13 protein-coding genes are annotated in these 16,401 nt (G+C 69.7%); 8 read left to right on the top strand and 5 right to left on the bottom strand.

Features of this window, described 5'->3' with window-relative positions:
- Positions 1-180: 180 nt before the first annotated feature.
- From ACFZDK_RS26435 to ACFZDK_RS26405, 7 genes are all read left to right on the top strand, one after another.
- Entirely contained in the window at positions 181-1,281 is a 1,101-nt protein-coding gene (locus ACFZDK_RS26435) for an LLM class flavin-dependent oxidoreductase (protein ID WP_365792892.1), read from the top strand.
- Positions 1,278-1,508, top strand: a complete 231-nt coding sequence (locus ACFZDK_RS26430; protein ID WP_390976169.1) for a hypothetical protein — start codon at positions 1,278-1,280, stop codon at positions 1,506-1,508. The genes ACFZDK_RS26435 and ACFZDK_RS26430 overlap by 4 nt, the downstream gene beginning before the upstream one ends.
- Complete coding sequence (locus ACFZDK_RS26425; protein WP_365792888.1) at positions 1,505-2,986, top strand: MFS transporter; 1,482 nt, start codon at positions 1,505-1,507, stop codon at positions 2,984-2,986. The genes ACFZDK_RS26430 and ACFZDK_RS26425 overlap by 4 nt, the downstream gene beginning before the upstream one ends.
- Before the next feature lie 643 nt (positions 2,987-3,629).
- Entirely contained in the window at positions 3,630-4,937 is a 1,308-nt protein-coding gene (locus ACFZDK_RS26420; protein WP_390976166.1) for an extracellular solute-binding protein, read from the top strand.
- 113 nt (positions 4,938-5,050) lie between these two features.
- Positions 5,051-5,986: a sugar ABC transporter permease gene (locus ACFZDK_RS26415; protein ID WP_365792884.1), complete on the top strand. Its 936-nt coding sequence runs from the start codon at positions 5,051-5,053 to the stop codon at positions 5,984-5,986.
- Positions 5,983-6,819, top strand: a complete 837-nt coding sequence (locus tag ACFZDK_RS26410) for a carbohydrate ABC transporter permease (protein ID WP_365792882.1) — start codon at positions 5,983-5,985, stop codon at positions 6,817-6,819. The genes ACFZDK_RS26415 and ACFZDK_RS26410 overlap by 4 nt, the downstream gene beginning before the upstream one ends.
- A gap of 75 nt (positions 6,820-6,894) precedes the next feature.
- The gene (locus tag ACFZDK_RS26405) at positions 6,895-7,902 is read left to right on the top strand and encodes a TIM barrel protein (protein WP_365792880.1); all 1,008 of its coding nucleotides are present in this window, start codon (positions 6,895-6,897) and stop codon (positions 7,900-7,902) included.
- A gap of 843 nt (positions 7,903-8,745) precedes the next feature.
- On the opposite strand, the gene ACFZDK_RS26400 is transcribed toward ACFZDK_RS26405, so the two are convergent.
- Positions 8,746-9,408, bottom strand: a complete 663-nt coding sequence (locus ACFZDK_RS26400; protein ID WP_365792878.1) for a TetR/AcrR family transcriptional regulator — start codon at positions 9,406-9,408, stop codon at positions 8,746-8,748.
- Positions 9,409-9,559: 151 nt separating this feature from the next.
- Complete coding sequence (locus ACFZDK_RS26395; RefSeq protein ID WP_365792876.1) at positions 9,560-10,300, bottom strand: NADPH-dependent FMN reductase; 741 nt, start codon at positions 10,298-10,300, stop codon at positions 9,560-9,562.
- 563 nt (positions 10,301-10,863) lie between these two features.
- Between ACFZDK_RS26395 and ACFZDK_RS26390 the strand changes: the two genes are divergently transcribed.
- Positions 10,864-13,257: a glycoside hydrolase family 3 C-terminal domain-containing protein gene (locus ACFZDK_RS26390; protein WP_365792872.1), complete on the top strand. Its 2,394-nt coding sequence runs from the start codon at positions 10,864-10,866 to the stop codon at positions 13,255-13,257.
- Between the two features lie 70 nt (positions 13,258-13,327).
- On the opposite strand, the gene ACFZDK_RS26385 is transcribed toward ACFZDK_RS26390, so the two are convergent.
- The 3 genes from ACFZDK_RS26385 to ACFZDK_RS26375 all read right to left on the bottom strand — a co-directional run bounded on the left by ACFZDK_RS26385 (position 13,328) and on the right by ACFZDK_RS26375 (position 16,125).
- Entirely contained in the window at positions 13,328-14,110 is a 783-nt protein-coding gene (locus ACFZDK_RS26385) for a TIM barrel protein (RefSeq protein WP_390976162.1), read from the bottom strand.
- 114 nt (positions 14,111-14,224) lie between these two features.
- Positions 14,225-15,190 (bottom strand): sugar phosphate isomerase/epimerase, encoded by a 966-nt coding sequence (locus ACFZDK_RS26380; RefSeq protein ID WP_365792868.1) that lies wholly within the window; start codon positions 15,188-15,190, stop codon positions 14,225-14,227.
- Complete coding sequence (locus ACFZDK_RS26375; protein ID WP_390976160.1) at positions 15,187-16,125, bottom strand: TIM barrel protein; 939 nt, start codon at positions 16,123-16,125, stop codon at positions 15,187-15,189. The genes ACFZDK_RS26380 and ACFZDK_RS26375 overlap by 4 nt, the downstream gene beginning before the upstream one ends.
- Positions 16,126-16,401 lie beyond the last annotated feature (276 nt).

Genomic DNA, 16,401 nt, shown 5'->3' with positions numbered 1-16,401 from the left:
GCGGGCGCGAGTGCCGTCCTGACGCGCGCCGGAAGAGCTCACCGGTGTGCCCGTCCGTGCCGCGGTGGCAGGGGCGTCATCGTCGCGTCGGCTTCTCCAGGGATCGTCACGGTCCGATTCCCTCGAAGGTATTTCCCCGCGACCACTTACCCGATCCGTTGCATCGGCCAGGAGGTTTCTGTGCGCTTCTCCGCCTTTCTCACCACCCGATCTGCCGGCCCGCACGAGGACCGCGACGTCATGAACGCGATGGTCCAGCACGCCGTCGACGTCGAGCGGCTCGGGTTCGACGCGGTGTTCCTGCCGGACCACCACTTCACCGGGTACGCCCCGCCGGCCAGTGACCCGATGATGTTCGCCGCCTATCTCGCGGCTCTTCTGCCCAGGCTGCACTTCGGTTTCTCGGTGCAGACGATTCCGCTGCACCACCCCGTCCGCTTCGCCGAGCGGCTGAACCTTCTCGATCAGCTGACCGACGGCAAGGTCCTCGTGGGCACCGGCAGCGGCACCACGCCCGAGGAGATGATCGGGCTGGGCATCAACTACAAGGACACCCCGCAGCTCTCCGTGTCCAACCTGGAAATCGTGCGACGGCTGTGGGACAAGAAGCCGGACGACGAGCCGGTAGTCTTCGACAACGGGCCGTACAAGGGTGCCGTCGTCTCCCGTATCGTGCCCGTCGCGCACTCGGCGCAGGGCCCGCAGCTCATGTCGGTGGCACTGCGTCCCTCCAGCACCCAGCGGGCCGCCGATCTCGCGCAGCCGGCCTTTGTTCCCGCCTTCACTCCGCCCGTGCTCGACGACGGCGAGCCCCTGTCGCACCTTCGCAGGCATTTCGGCGCCTACCGAGACGCCCTGGAGGCGGCCGGCCATCCGCAGGACTTGGTGGACCACGCGCTGAGCTGGACCACGCACACCTACCAACATGTGCATGTCGCACCGACCGACGAGCAGGCCGAGGACGAGTTCCAGCTGATAATCGACCTGTACCAGAAGGCGGTTGAGCGCGAACACACGGCCAACAAGGCCGCCGAGCGGCTCAGCGGCGTCGAGCTCGGAGCCGTGCACAATGCCCGCAACCCCGGCTGGCAGCGCACCTGGTGCCTGTGGGGCAGCCCGGAAACGGTCACCGAGCACCTGCGTGAGGTCGCCGACGTGGGTATCGGCAACGTCCTCGGCGCCTTCCTGGGCGGGACGCTGACCCCGGAGCGCACGGAATGGGGCAAGCGCTCGTTGGAGCTCTTCGCCACCGAGGTCATGCCGAGGTTCCGGTCCCGGTGAGCGGCGACACTCACACCCGCGAGAGGGCCGTGGGTGCTTCGACAGGCCCCGGCCCCGAGGAGCCGGAGACGCTGCGGGGCGCCTGCGCCAACCAGCCCCCGGAAAGGTGGGCCTTCGCCCGTCGGAACATCGCCGACGCGCGCTCGCGGGTCGCACCCGGTCGGCACGAGGTCCTCGTGGGCAGGTCGTCGACCGAGTTCTCGAACCATCTGGCAGTCGAACTGTGACGCCCTCTCCGGAGCAGCACACGGACCACGGCCCCGACCTCGGCGCCGTCGCCCGGAGCCGCCCGTGGGTGATCCTGGCGATCGCCTGTGCGGCTCAGTTCATCTGTGTGCTGGACGTGTCGATCGTCAACGTGGCGCTGCCGTCGATGCGCGAGAGCCTCGGTCTCTCGCCCGGCGGGCTGCAGTGGGTGGTCAACGGCTATGCCCTGACCTTCGCCGGCTTCCTGCTGCTCGGCGGGCGCGCCGCCGACCTGCTGGGGACCAGACGTGTCTTCCTCGCCGGGCTGGCGCTGTTCACCGCGGCGAGCCTGGCGGGTGGCCTGGCCCAGGCGGGCTGGCAACTGGTCGCGGCGCGTTTCGTCCAGGGGCTGGGCGGCGCGTTGCTGGTGCCCACGACACTGACCGTGCTGACGACCACCTTCCCCCACCCCCGTGCCAGAGCCCGAGCGCTCGCCGTGCTGACTGCGGCGGCCGGGGCGGGTGGAGCGCTGGGAGGCGTCTTCGGCGGGCTGCTCACCGGGCTGCTCGGGTGGCGCTGGGTGCTGTTCGTCAACGTGCCCCTGGGGGTCGTCCTGTCCCTCGCCGCTGCCGGGACACTGCCGGGCGCGGTGCGCGGCTCGGTGCGAGGGCGGCTGGACGTGCCGGGCTCGCTCGCGGTGACCCTCGGAACCTCCGGTCTGGTGGCGGCGATCGTGGTATCGGAGGGCCACGGCTGGACCTCGGCGTTCACCCTGTCCCTTCTGGCGGCGGCTGTGCTGCTATTTACCGGTTTCCTGTTGTGGGAACGGCGTGCCCGTCACCCGCTCGTTCCCCCGGCGGTGTTCCGTGTCCGCCCGCTGATGACGGCCAACACGCTGGCGCTCGTGATCAGTGGTGTGCTGCCGGCGACCATGTTCTTCCTCTCCCTCTATCTGCAGAACGTGAAGGGCTTGACGCCCTTGTGGGCCGGTGTGGCCCTGCTGCCCAGCGCCGCCGGTGTCGCGCTCGGCGCGGCGGCCGCCTCCCGGCTGGTCGGCGTTCTCGGCCCTCGCATGGTGTTCCTGGCCGGTTCGCTGCTAGCCGCGGCGTCCCTGGTGTGGCTGTCGCGGCTCGGCCCGGACAGTGGTTACGCGGGGCCCGTCGCGGTTCCGCTGTTCCTCTCCATGGCGGGGCTCAGTGTGGCCGGGCTGCCACTGACGCTGACCGCGGTCGCGGGCGCCGGGCCGGACAGGGCCGGGCTCGCCTCGGGTCTGCTCAACACCGCCAAGCAGATCGGCGGCGCCGTTGGCCTGGCCGTCCTGGTCACGCTGGCGGCCACGCGTACGGTCGCCCTCACGGCCGCAGGGCGTACCAGTGAGGACGCGGCCACGACCCAGGGCTTCGGCCTCGCTCTGCTGGTCGCCGCCGGAGTGGTTCTCGGAGCCGGTTTCTGCGGCCTGGCTCTGCCGCGGGGTGCGTCGCCGGAACCGGCTCCCTCCTCGCCGGAGGACGGGTTCTGAGTCCGTGCTTCCGCGGGGACGGGGGCGGGAACGTGCGTGCCGTACCGCACGCGTTGTGGCCACCGCCCGGCGGGCGGTGGCCTCGGCTCAGCTGATGTCGCCTGACCCCGCCGTCGAGACAGTGACTTAGGTCACTTTTTATTTTTAGAATCAGAATCTTGAATTTGTTCGTTACGGCGCGCACACTCGCCCGTAACGTGATGCACCCGCCAGAACGGGTCGGGTACGGCGGAGGAGGCATTGTGGCCCAACCCGACAAGTTATCCGCCGCCGGTGCCCGGCCCACTGGCCGGGCACCGCACGGGCGGAGGGGTACCACCCCACCCCGGTGAGTCGGTGCCGGCGCTTCTGGTCGGACACACGGAACAGCGCGCCACACGATCCGCTCCCTCCCCCCGGTGACACCCCTTCCGGTCCGGTGCCGGGACCGCTCGACACCGACCCGCTCCGCGCCGTTCGGACGCCCGCCGTACCCGACGGTCCTTCCCGAGCGCCATGTGAACCCACCGCCGCCTCCCCGCGCCGCACTCCATGCCGGGGCCCATGCCCGTCTGCCGCCCAGACATCAGGACACGTTCCTCCGCCGTCGGCACCGTCCTCTCCCCGCGAAGGCCGGACCAGCGCCAACCCGAAAGGCAGCACCATGTCAGCAGCCTCCCGTTCGACCCTCGTCATCGCACTCGCAGCGGCCGGGGCACTCAGTCTGTCCGCATGTGGGGGCGGAGGCGGAACCAAGAACCAGGCCGCCTCCTCGGCAGCCGTGGCCGCCCCCGCCGACAGCGGTACCCTCACCCTCCTCGGCCAGGCCAGTGGGAACAAGCCGGAACCCCTGGACACGGTCATCGCGGCCTTCGAGAAGAAGTACCCGGGCATCAAGGTGAAGTCGGAGTACCTGCCGATCGGCACCAGCTACGCCGACTCGCTGCGGACCCGGCTCCGCGGCGGCAACCAGCCCGACGTCTTCTACGCGGCGCCCGGCGCGGGAGGCCTCACCTCCCTGCTCAACCTGGCCGATGCCGGTCTCACCGCCGATCTGGCCAAGCAGTCCTGGACCAAGGGCCTGGTGGACACCAACGCCCGCGAGCTCTTCTACCAGGACGGGGGCCTGTGGGGCATCCCGTTCGACCGGGTGGTCGTCGCCCAGGTGTACAACACGACCGCCCTCAAGAAGAGCGGCATCGAGATCCCCAGAACGATGGACGAACTCCTGACCGCCTGCAAGAAGGTGAACAGCCAGGGCAAGTCCCTGCTCTCCCTGGCCGGTGCCAGCGCGGAGAACTCCGGACTGTTCGCCGTCGCTCTCGCCGCCAACTACGTGCTCGCCGACCAGCCGGAATTCAACTCCGAGCGCGCACAGGGCAAGACCACGTTCGCCGGCAGCAAGGGCTGGCGGAGCACCGTCCAGGCGATCGTCGACATGAAGAAGGCCGGGTGCTTCCAGAAGGGAGTCGAGGCGGCCGACATCCCCCAGGCGGCCCCGGCCCTGGCGGAGGGCAAGGCCCTGTCCTTCGTCATCCCCACGGGCGCGCTGGCCGCCCTGCGCGGCATAGCGCCGAACCTGGAACTGGAAGCCCACCCGCTGCCCGGTGTGACCGCGGAGGGAACGAACATCTACTCCTCCCAGTCCGACGCGCTGGCCATCTCGACCAAGGGAGCCAAGAACGGAGCCGCCACCACGTTCCTGAAGTACGTCGCCACGGGCGGCGGCGACGAGGTCTACGCCAAGGCGACCGGCAACCTGCCGCTGAAGGGAACGCTCGACGACCCCGCGCTGAGCGGAATCTCCGGCATCCTGGCCGACGAGAAGCACAACTTCCCGATGATCAACCTCCCGTGGCCCAACCCCGAGGTCTACAGCGACCTGGGCAAGGGCGTCCAGGGCCTGCTGACCGGCCAGCAGAGCCCCGCCGATGTCCTGAAGAGCATGGACGACGCCTGGAAGCAGAAGTGAGCGCGGGTGCCGGCGGGCAGCGCCGCGCCCGCCGGCATCTGTCCTCCTCAAACGGTTGACGAAAGCGATGGGGCGCCTCCTTCGCCCTCACCCCGACCTCGCAGGGAGATTCCGTGACCACAACCCTTGAGGCGCCCCCGGCCGCCAAGACCGAACACCGGCCGGGGCGCCGCCCACGGCGCCGCGCCACGGCACCGTTGATCTGGCTGGCCCCGGGGCTGCTGCTCCTGCTCGCTGTGCGCTACGTCCCCACGGTCCTCGGCGCCAACTACGCGTTCACCGACTGGAACGGGCTCAGCTCGGTCTACAACATCGTCGGCCTGGACAACTTCCGGACGATCGTCGAGGACCCGGACTCCCGGCAGGCGTTGGTCAACACCCTCGTGCTCGCGCTGACCGTCGTGGCCGCCAGCAACGTACTCGGCATGTCCCTCGCCCTCGCACTGGACTCGGCGATCAAGACGCGCAACATCGTACGCGCCGTGTTCTTCGCACCCGCCGTCCTCAGCCCGCTGGCCACCGCCTACATCTGGCGCTACATCTTCCAGATCGACGGACCGCTCAACCACCTGTTCGGCGCCGTCGGACTGGGCTCCTGGGAACGGAGTTGGCTCGCCGACCCCACCTGGGCCCAGTGGGCGGTGGCGGCGGTGACCGTCTGGCAGTTCACCGGCCTGGCCATGATCATCTACCTGACCGGTCTGCAGTCCATTCCCGCCGAACTCACCGAAGCGGCCTCGGTCGACGGGGCGGGCCCCTGGCGCCGCTTCCGCGCGATCACCCTGCCCCTACTGGCTCCCGCCACCACGATCGCGCTCACCCTCACCACCATCATGGCTCTCGGTATCTTCGACCAGGTCGTCGCGCTCACGGGCGGCGGCCCCGCCGGGAAGACGGACACGCTGTCCACGGTCATCTACGAGCAGACCTTCAGTCTCGGCCGGTTCGGGTACGGAACCGCCCTGGCCGTGATCCTCACCGTCGTGATCACCCTCGCCTCGGTCACCCAACTCCTCGTTCTGCGTTCCCGTGAGAGGCGGATGCGATGAACTCCGGAATGCAGCGCTACACCCGGCGCACCCTTGCCCGCGAGATCGCGATGATCGTGGCCGGGCTGGTGTGGCTCTTCCCCTTCTACCTCCTGGTCATGACGTCGGTGAAGCCCGACAGCCAGATCTTCAGCGCCCCGACCGCCCTGCCCACCAGCCTCGACGTCGGCAACTACGACGAGGCGTGGAGCACCGCACACCTCGGCCGCGCCCTGCTCAACAGCCTGATCATCACGGGTGGCAGCGTCGCCCTGCTGATCGTGGTCGGCTCCCTCTGCGCCTACACCATCGCTCGCCGGCCCGGCCGCTGGAGCGCCGCCTTCTACCTGTTGTTCGTGATCGGCATCATCGTGCCCTTCCAGCTGGGGCTGATCCCGCTGTACTCGATGATGCGTTCCCTGGGCCTGGTAGGCAGCTACCTGGGGATCATCCTGCTCTATGGCGGTATGTGGATCCCCATGGCGGTGTTTCTCTACACCGGGTTCATCCGTGCCATGCCCAAGGACTACGAGGAAGCGGCCCTGTTGGACGGATCGACGCCTTTCCTGACCTTCCGACGTGTGATCTTCCCGCAGCTGCGGCCGGTGACCGCGACGGTGGCCACCCTCTGCGGAATCCTGGTCTGGAACGACTTCTTCACACCGCTGATCTTCCTGTCCGGCACGGACAAGGTGCCTCTCCCGCTGGCGATCTACGAGTTCGTCGGCTCGGTGGCGACCCGCTGGAACCTCGTCTTCGCGGGGATCCTCGTCGCACTGCTGCCCGTCCTCATCCTCTTCGTCGCCGCGCAACGACACCTGATGCGCGGCTTTTCCGGCGGGCTCAAGGCCTGACCCCGTAGCCACCGACCGGGCCCCCACCCCCGGCATCCGCCCAAGCCGTCACTCCCCGAGGAGAGACCAGGATCCATGGCCGACACGTTCACGCCCCGCCCGCGCACGATCAGGCGCGGAGTCAGCTTCTACTCCTTCCAGGAGGAGTTCTTCCTGCGCACGATGACGCTGGAGGACTGCGTCGCAGCCGCCGCGAGCACGGGCGCGCGCGGCATCGAGATCATCCCCGAGCAGTCGATCCCCGGCTACCCGGACCTGTCCGACGCCTTCGTGGCCGACTGGCACGGCTGGATGGACCGCTACGGCACCGTCCCGGTGGCGACCGACCTGTTTCTCGACACCAAGCTGTACCCCGGGCGACGGCTCAGCCACGAGGAACAGGTGGCATCGGTCCGCCGCGACATCGACATCGCCGTGCGCCTCGGTGCCACCGTCGTCCGGATGATCATCAACACACCGCCCGAGGTCATGGAGTCCGTAGCCGGCCACGCCGAGGAACGGGGCGTCCGTCTGCTCCTCGAAGTGCACGCCCCGTTCCACTACGAGCACGCTTGGATCCTCCAGCACCTCGACGTCATGTACCGCCTCCAGTCGCCCGCGCTGGGCCTCATGCCCGACATGGGCACCTACGTCCAGCGCTTCCCCAGGGTGGTGAGCGAACGCGCGCTGCGCGACGGCGCGCGGCCGGACCTCGTCGACCTGATCGTGCGCACCTACGACAACCACGAGGACACCCACGCCCTCATGGACATCGTCAACTACCGGGGCGGCGGACCGGTGGAGTTCGGGCTCGCGCGACAGGCCACCCACTACATCTGGAGCGAGCCGAAGGCCATGCTCGACCACATGTCCCTCATCGGGCACATCCAGGCCAAGTTCTACGAGATGACCGATGACGGGGACGAGTACAGCATTCCGTACGCGCAGATCATCCCCGTTCTTCTCCAGGGCGGGTTCGACGGTTACCTCTCCAGTGAGTACGAGGGCAACCGGCATATTCAGGACGCGGTCCCGGTGGACAGCGTGGAGCAGGTCCGCCGTCAGCAGACCATGCTCGCCCGGCTGCTCGGCGAAACCGCCTGACCGTCCGACCGGGCGGAGTGCCACAACCACGCCTACGGCGCGCCCGGGTTGAGCATCCACTACCGGCTCACCGATCGTGACCATGCCCGGACCGCGGCGGCATGCGACTCGGTCCAGCGTACGGTCGATGCACCGGCGAACCGCTCGACGACGATCTGGGGACCTGAAACCGGGTACACCATCCACGCCGTGAGCAGGGCGGACGGCCCGATCGTCGGCTCTCCTGGCTACCGCGGCGGAATCTCGGGGCCGGTCAGGAACGCTCCGGACCTGCAGCCGTTGGTCCTGTGGTGACGGCCGTTGGGTGGCAGGCCTGTGGGACCACCCTGGCTTCCCGTAGCCCGGCAGTCCACGCCATGGGGTTGGGCCATCCCCCTCGGTGTCACGCTCCACGCGGACAACAGTGCCAGGCTGGTCGCCTCCGACGGCACGTGCGTGGACTCGCCGCAACGCAGTCGCCGGCCGTACCGGACCGTCAGGCCGCCGGCTTCGGCGGCGGCGTCCGCTCGCCGGATGCCGATCTCAGCCGGTGCGCGACGGCTACTGCGTCTCCCAGCCCACGGTGGTTCGGAGAAGGCGCCCAGCTCGCGCTTTGCGTTTTCCGGCAGATCCGCCCTGCGCCGGCCGGATCGTCATGCCGGCCTGTACGCCCCGGCGGTTTGTCGTCGTACGGCGTGGTCCGGGCAGGACCTTCGTGGAACTCGGCGGGCCGCCCCGCCGCCTTGGCCGGGTCGCCGAGGGACCGCGGGCCCCTGAACGGAGCTGTCCAGGACGGCTCGGACGCCGTGATCGCACCGGACACCGCAAGATCGTCCGACCCGTGACAGCGGCTGCGGACAGCCTTCATTGTCCTTCGTAGCGCAAGAAGGCGAGCGTCATCGCGCCGAGGTCTTCGATCAGTGTAGGCAAGTCGCTGCCCTCCGCGGCCTCCGGAGCGACGTCGAGGGCCAACGCCCTGGCGAGCGCGGCGTAGACCGTGGTGAAGCAGGAGCCGACGGCGCGAATCGGGTCCGGGTGCCGGATCTCGTCGCGGCGGGAGAGGATCAGGTCGATGAACCGGTCGCGGGCGTCCATGTACCCGGCTTTGCCGACCTTGGCCACGGCCGGGTCGACGGCGCCTCGCTGGAGGAAGGCGCCCAGGGTCCTTCCTTGCTGGTTCAGCACGTCGGCGAATTGCGCGATGAGCTGCGGGACGAGTTGGGCGAGCGGCACGCCGGCCCAGTGCTGCGGGTCGGTCATTTCGCGCTGCGCGGCGAGCAGGCGTTCCTGGAACCGGGCCTGTGCCGCCCGCAAGAGGTCGTCCTTGCCGTCGACCCGGGTGTAGATCGAACCCACCGACACCCCGGAGCGCCGGCTGACCTCGGTCAGGGCGAAACCGGAGTAGCCCTTCTCGGAGAGGAGCTCGAGGGTCGTGTCGAGAACCAGGTCGAAGGAGCGCTGACTACGCTCCTGCTTGGGGGCGCGGATACCGCCGGTCTGTGGGGGCTTCTGTGGCGTGGTGGGCATTCAGTCAGTGTATGCAGCGTGACATGCCGCCCGGTCGTGGTCGGCGACCGTGCGGGAACCGCCCGCGGCCCGCCTTCTCCTCGCGTCACCCCGCGGGCTCCGGCAACGAGGGATACGCGGGACGAGGGGGAGGCGCGCGTACTCTTCGGACTCAGGCGACACGTACCGCCCCTGTGGGAGCGGCGAAGCGCTGGGCGAACTCTTGGACCTGTCGTGCCAGCAGGTCGAGCTGGGCAGCGGTGGTGGGGTCGGCGCAGGTGCCGTCCGGCATGAACAGCGGGCCCTGGCCGGAGTTGAGTGTGACGCCGAGCGGGGTGGGCCAGCCGCGCATGGCGTGGACGGTACTGCGCAGGGCGGCGAGGGTGGTGCCGCATGCCTGCCAGCCGGCCGCCGTCACGACCAGCCCGACGGCCCGCCCGTCGAAGTACACGCGTTCGTCCTCGCGAAGGTCCTCCAGCAGATCGAGCGCGTTCTTGACGAGGCCGGAGACACCGCCGTGGTAGCCGGGGGAGCCGATCACCAGGCCGTCCGCCTGGCGCACCGCCTCGACCAGTTGGCGTTGCTGGTCGGTACGTTCGGCGCTTTCGGGTGCGTAGTGGGGGAGTGCGGCGAGGAAGTCGCCTCCGAAGCGCACCGTGCGGGCGCCACGCCGTTCTGCGGCCGCGAGGGCGGTGTGGACAGCGAGCTCGCTGCTGGAGCCGGCGCGGGTGGTGCCGCCGATGCCGACGATCAGGTGACTCATCGGGGTGGAGTCCTTTCGGAAGTGAGGCATGACCTCGGAGGCGAAGAGGCGCAGCGAGGACTGGGGCAGGGCGTAGCGCCCCGGGGCGAGAGGCCCGTTGGCGAAACCCATGAGGATGGCCTCCTGGTAGGCGGCGAGGATGATCTCCACCTCCTCACGCGCCTGCTCGTCGGTCTCCGGCTGCGGGTGACCGGAGGTGGCTCATGGTGGCGCGGTAGGGGTTCAGGCACGTCTGGAAGGCCGTCGAGGGTTCGCCGCCGGCGGGAACGATGCGCTGGACCACCGCGCCCTTGCGGGGGGCCGTGGTCGAGCAGGTTCACGTGTTCGGCGAGGCGGACCGGACGGTGCAGAGGCAGGGTCGTCACGGAGAAGCCGTGGTGCACGTTCTGCGTCCGGGAGGCCAGGTACACGGCGAAGCGGAGGGGGTCGCCGGACGTCGGTGCGTAGGCGGTGAAGGGATCGTCGGCCGGTCCCAGGGAGCGGCCGACGAGGAAGACGGAGAAGTGCATGGGAGAACCCCCCCAACAGTGAATCAGAATTGCGATTCTGAAAATACGTGAGGGCTGCATGGCCGTCAAGGGGTGAGCTCGGTATTGACTGGCCGGACCTCGGCTGCCTAGGTTTGAGCAGAATTAATATTCTGGTTCTAGTGAAGTGGCGGTGTTCTTCCCGCGCCGTCGTCGCACCACCCACCCGCACATCGAGAGGTCGCCATGCACGCCTCCGCGTACCCGCCCCTGGATGCCGCCTCCCTCACCGCGGGAAAGACAGGCTGGAGCACCCTGGACGAGCCGGCCCTGGGGCTGCGGTCGTTGTTCCTGGTCGACGGGCCTCTGGGCCTGGTCAGTCCGACCTTCGACGAGCGCGAGACCTCCTTGCTGCTGCCCAGCGGCATCGCGCTGGGAGCGACCTGGGACACGGAAGTGGTCGGCGCGGTGGCCGCGGCACAGGCATCGGAAGCACGTCGGCGCGGTTTCGACGCGATCTACGCCCCCAACCTCAATCTGGCCAGGACGGGGCTGTCCGGCCGGACCTTCGAGATGCTGTCGGAGGACCCGTTGCTGGCCGGCGTGCTCGGTGCGGCCTTCGTGACAGGCCTGCAGGGACAGGGCGTCGCGGCGTTCCCCAAGCACCTGGTCTGCAACGACACGGAGACGGCGCGACAGCGGATGAGCGCCGAGGTCGACGACACGGCGTTGCGTGAGGTCTACCTGCGCCCCTTCGAGATGGCTGTGCGGGCCGGCGCCTGGGGGTTGATGGCCGCCTACAACCGGCTGGGCGGCACACCGTGCACGGCCCACGCCGAACTGCTGGCGATCGTGAAGGAGGAGTGGGGTTTCGACGGGGTGGTCGTTTCCGACTACTTCGCCCTCAAGGAGACGGTCGGCCCGGCGCTCGCCGGCCTCGACCTGGAGATGCCCGGTCCGGCGATCCACTACGGTGTGCGGCTCGCCGAGGCGGTGGAACGGGGTGAGGTGCCGCGGGCACGGCTGGACGACGCGGTGGAGAGACTGCTGCGTCTGGCCCGGCGGGTCGGCGGCATCGAGGGTGCCCACCGGCAGGTGGCCGCCGGTGACGCGTACGTACCGCGCGAACAGGCACAGGAGACACTCGTCCGGGCTGCCGCCGCCTCGTTCGTCATGGTCCGCAACGAGGACACGCTGCTCCCGCTCGACCCGGCCGGGTTGCGACGGCTCGCCGTCATCGGACCGAACGCCGGCCGGCCCTGCTACCAGGGAGCGACGTTCGGCCGGATCCGGCCGGAACAGGTCGCGGCCACCCCGCTCCAGGCGATGAGGGAACGCTTCGGTCCCCTCTGCGATGTCGTGTACGAACCCGGGGTCGACACGGTGCCGCCCGACTCCCTGGGTGCCTTCCGGGTCACCACTCCGGACAAGGAGCCCGGAGTGCGGCTGGAGCATCTGCGCGACGGACACGTCGCCCTGACCGAAGTCCGCGCGGACAGCGCGTTCATCTGGTTCGGGGACATCCCGGGCGTCGGGCCGACCACGGAGCCGATGACGCTCAGGCTCACAGCCGTGCTCACCCCTGAGGCCGGCGGACACTGGACATTCGGTGCCGGTGGATCCGGTGCGACCGTGCTGTCCGTCGACGGCGTGGTGCTCGCCCGGCGCCCGGCCCCCGCCGCCGGGGATCTGATGGGGCAGGTGGCCCGCGCCGAGACCACGACCGCGCAGTGGGAACTGAGGGCGGGGGAACCGGTGACCGTGGTCGTCGAGATGGTCTCGACGGGCGGCCCGGTGCAGGCGCTGACCGTGGGCTGCACGCCGCCGGCCACTCCTGGAGCCCTGGAGCGCGCGCGGCAGGCGGCCGCGTCGGCCGACGCCGTCGTACTGGTCGTGGGCGACGAACTGGAGACATCGCGGGAGAGCAAGGACCTCGAACACTCCGCTCTGCCGGAGGCCCAGCTCGGACTCGTCGAGGCGGTGGCCCGGGCGAATCCGCGCACGGTCGTGGTCGTCAACGCGGGACGGCCCGTGGACGCCCCCTGGGCCGACTCGGTCCCCGCCGTGCTGCAGAGCTGGTTCGCCGGGCAGGGGTACGGCACGGCTCTGGCGGGTGTGCTGGCCGGGGACGACGAGCCCGGTGGCCGGATGCCCGTCACGGTGCCCCTGTGCGACGCCGACCGTGCGACGCACGGTGAGACGCTCGACGCCGATCTGCGTCGTGTCTACCGAGAACCCACCGGGTACCGGCATCTGAGGCGCAGCGGCACCAAGGCCCGATTCGCCTTCGGCGCCGGACTCGGCTACACGACCTGGCGGCTCGGGGCGGCCTCGCTCGTTCCGAGCGGAGGGTGTTGGGCGGTGCGCCTTCCGGTCACCAACACAGGGGAGCGCGGCGGGCGTGAGGTCGTCCAGGTCTACATCCGGGCGCCGGGGGAGACGGATGCCCGGCTCGCCGGCTTCACCGGGATCCGGCTCGACGCGGGGCAGGACGCCGAGGTGGAAGTGGAGCTCGACGAGCGTACGTGGCAGCGATGGGACGCCGCGGGGGGAGGCTGGTCCGTGATCGAGGGGCGGCATGAGGTCCTCGTCGGCCGGTCCGCGGAGGACATCGTGCAGACGCTTGTCCACGAGTTGTAGCCGAAGCTGTAGCCGAAACGGGCGGGGAGAGGCGTTCACCGCCTCTCCCCGCCCGTTTCGGCTGTCGCGATCAGAGCGCCGCGACGACCTCCTGGACGGACCGCAGTGATGCGGCCGATTCGATGGTGGGGTGGTACTCGAGACCGATCGGGCCCTCGTAGCCGAGCTGTCGCAGACCGTGGAGCTGCGCGGCCCAGTCGACGGTTCCGGTGCCCGGCTCCGTGCGGTTCGGCAGATCGGCGATCTGTACGTGTGAGACGAGGTCCATGGCGCCGGTCAGTTCCCGCTCGGGCGCCTCACCCATCTGCAGTGAGTGGTAGAGGTCGTACAGGAGGGCGAGCTCGGGGGAGTCGACCTCACGCACCGCGGCGAGGCATTCGGCGGTGGTGTCGAACAGGGTGCCCGGGTGGTCCACCCGGGTGTTGAGGTTCTCCAGCAGGATCGTCACGCCGTGGTCGGCGGCGATCTCGGCGCCCGCCTTCAGCGCGTCGACGAGGATGCCGTGCTGCACGGCACGCTTCACGTACGGCAGTCCCACGCCCGAGCCGGTGACGATGCGGGTGCAGCCCAGCCGGGCGGCAACCTCCGCCGCGGCCCGGACGTGACCGAGGAACTCCTCGTGGGTGCGGGCGTCGGCGAGTGTGAGCCGGCCCTCGACGAGCAGGGTGTGCAGGGACGAGCCGGTGGCTTCCAGGGCCTTGCGGATCGACTCCAGGTCCTTGTCGCTGTGCGACCAGATCTCGACCACGTCGACGCCATGGTCGGCGGCGGCGCGGATGCGCTCACCCAGATCGTCTCCGGCCTCCTTGAAGAGGAGTTCGACGTTGACGGACAGAGGGACGGGACGGGACATGGTTGCTCCTGAAACGGAGAGGGAAGCCCCCGCGACGGTGACCGCGGGGTGAGCCGGCACGCGGGGCGCCGGCCGGGAGGGAAGCGACAACCGGCCGCCGCCCCGCGCGAGGTGTCAGCCGCGCAGCAGCCGCTGTGCGTACCAGCCGTTGAGCATCGCACTGCGGGCCGGGTTCGGTGTCTGCTCGCTCTCGAAGACGGCCCAGCCGGACCAGTCGTGGGCGCGCAGCCGTTCCGCCAGGGCGGGGAAGTCCACGAGCCCGCCGGTGGTGCCGCACTCGTAGAACCAGCGCTCGATGCCGCGGGCTCCGCCCTCGGACAGCATGCTCGCCTCCGCGTGCGGCGCGAGGCGTTCACCGTTCTCGTCGACGTACCGGGTGTCCTTCAGGTGCAGGTGGTCCACCCTGTCGTGGTGCGTGTCGAAGAGCCGCACGGGGTCCAGCCCGGCGACGGTCAGCTCGGCGGTGTCGAGCGTGAGACCCACCAGGGCCGGGTCGGTCTCGGTGAGCAGCGCGGACAGTGTCTTCTCCTCGGCCGCGGCGCTCAGGCAGTCCACGTGCAGGGACAGCCGTACGCCGGTCTCCGCGACGGCGGCGCCCACGCTGTTCCAGCCAGCCGCGGCATCGGTGATCGCCGCGCCCGGCAGCGGCCGGTCCAGGGTCCAGGCGGCCGGCAGAGCCCGCACCACCAGCCGGGTGCCACCCGCCGTGGCCAGGAACTCGGCGAAGGGCAGCAGAGCCTCGGTGATCTCGCCGTGTCGGGCGCGCTCCAGGATGGACCGGCCGCGGCTGAGCTCCTCGTCCACGGGCTCACCGGGGTCGACGTACCAGCTGGACACCGCCTCGAGACCCGTACCCCGGACGATGTCGAGGAAGGCCCTGGTGGAACCGTAGGTCGCCGCGATCGACGCGGGCCGGCCGAGCGGATCCCAGCGGCCGGTGCCGCCGCACAGCTCGACGCCGGTGAACCCGCAGGCGGCGATCACCTTCAGGGCGCGCTCGTGCTGTTCGGGTCGGGTGAAGTCGTCGAAGTTCGGCTTCCACTGGTTGACGGCGTAGCCGAGACGGATGCGGGGGCTCATGCGTAGATCTCCGACAGGACGTTGCGGGCGTACCACATGGACAGGGCGGTGGCCTCGGCGTAGTCGCCGCCGATGTTGACCTTGTCGTGCTCGACGGTGATCCAGCCGGTGTAGCCGACGTCCTTGATTGCGCGCATCAGCCGCGGGAAGTCGACCAGACCGCCCTCGGTGCCCATCTCGTGGAACCACTGGTCGGTCTGCGGGGCCATCAGCTCGGCGTCCGGGCTGTGCTTGTAGGCCTCGGTGGTGTCCCGCTGCCGGGTGTCCTTGAAGTGGAAGCCCGAGCAGCGCTCGTGCAGGTCCATGAAGAGGGTGACGGGGTCGATGCCGGCGATGCAGTGCTGGGCGGTGTCGCAGAAGAACGACACGTACCGGGGGTCGGTGAACTCGTAGAACTTGCGGATGTCGTCCTCGGTGCGGATGGCGCAGAAGAACTCGTGGTGACAGGTGGTGCGGACGCCGAACTCCGTCAGGGTCATCTCCCCGACCCGGTTCCAGCACTCGGCCGCCGCCTTGATCTTGTCGTCGGTGACCGGCGCGGTCTGTGTGTAGAGGCTGGCCGGCATCACGATGAGGCTCTCGATGTCGAGGGCGTCCCACATGCCGAGCATCCGTCGGGTGCTCCCGACGATCTCGTCGTGCGTCTCGCGGACGTGGGCGTCGGCGATGCGCGGGTCGTACATGATGCCGCGGAACAGATTGACGATCTTCTCGATGCCGTGGTCGCGCAGATAGCGCTGGTAGTTCTCGACGGAACCGAACATGCCGGACAGGGCGTAGACCTGGAAGTCGAACATGTCCAGGCCCTCGAAACCGACCGCACTGATCTGCTTGACGAAGTCGTCCATGTGACGGCGGGCGGCGTACTGGGTCACCGGGCCGCGTGGGCTGTCCACCCGCCAGTGGTCCATGTAGCTCCAGCGGAGCTCGTTCATGCCTGATCAACTCCAGGGAGGGGGAGGGGACGCAGCCGACAGGATGCGATCTCGATTAAACAGAATCTACATATTGGTTCTAGGTCTGGGAAGTGGTCGAGCCGCGTGACCTCGTGACAGCTGGTGCTCCTGTCCATGCGCGCCGAGCGCGCCGACGGTCGGCGTGATCGCGGGTGTGCGGGAGGATGTCGCCCGCGGCGCGCGCGGCGGGCTTCCGGTGCCGGTGGTGCTCGGGGGCGGGTCGGCTTCCCGCGGGTGGCGCGCCTCGCGGCAAGG

The organism is Streptomyces sp. NPDC007901 (assembly GCF_042959465.1).
Classification (GTDB): Bacteria; Actinomycetota; Actinomycetes; order Streptomycetales; family Streptomycetaceae; genus Streptomyces.
The sequence above is the reverse complement of the archived record's forward strand: the minus strand, read 5'-3'. Positions and strand labels throughout refer to the sequence as shown.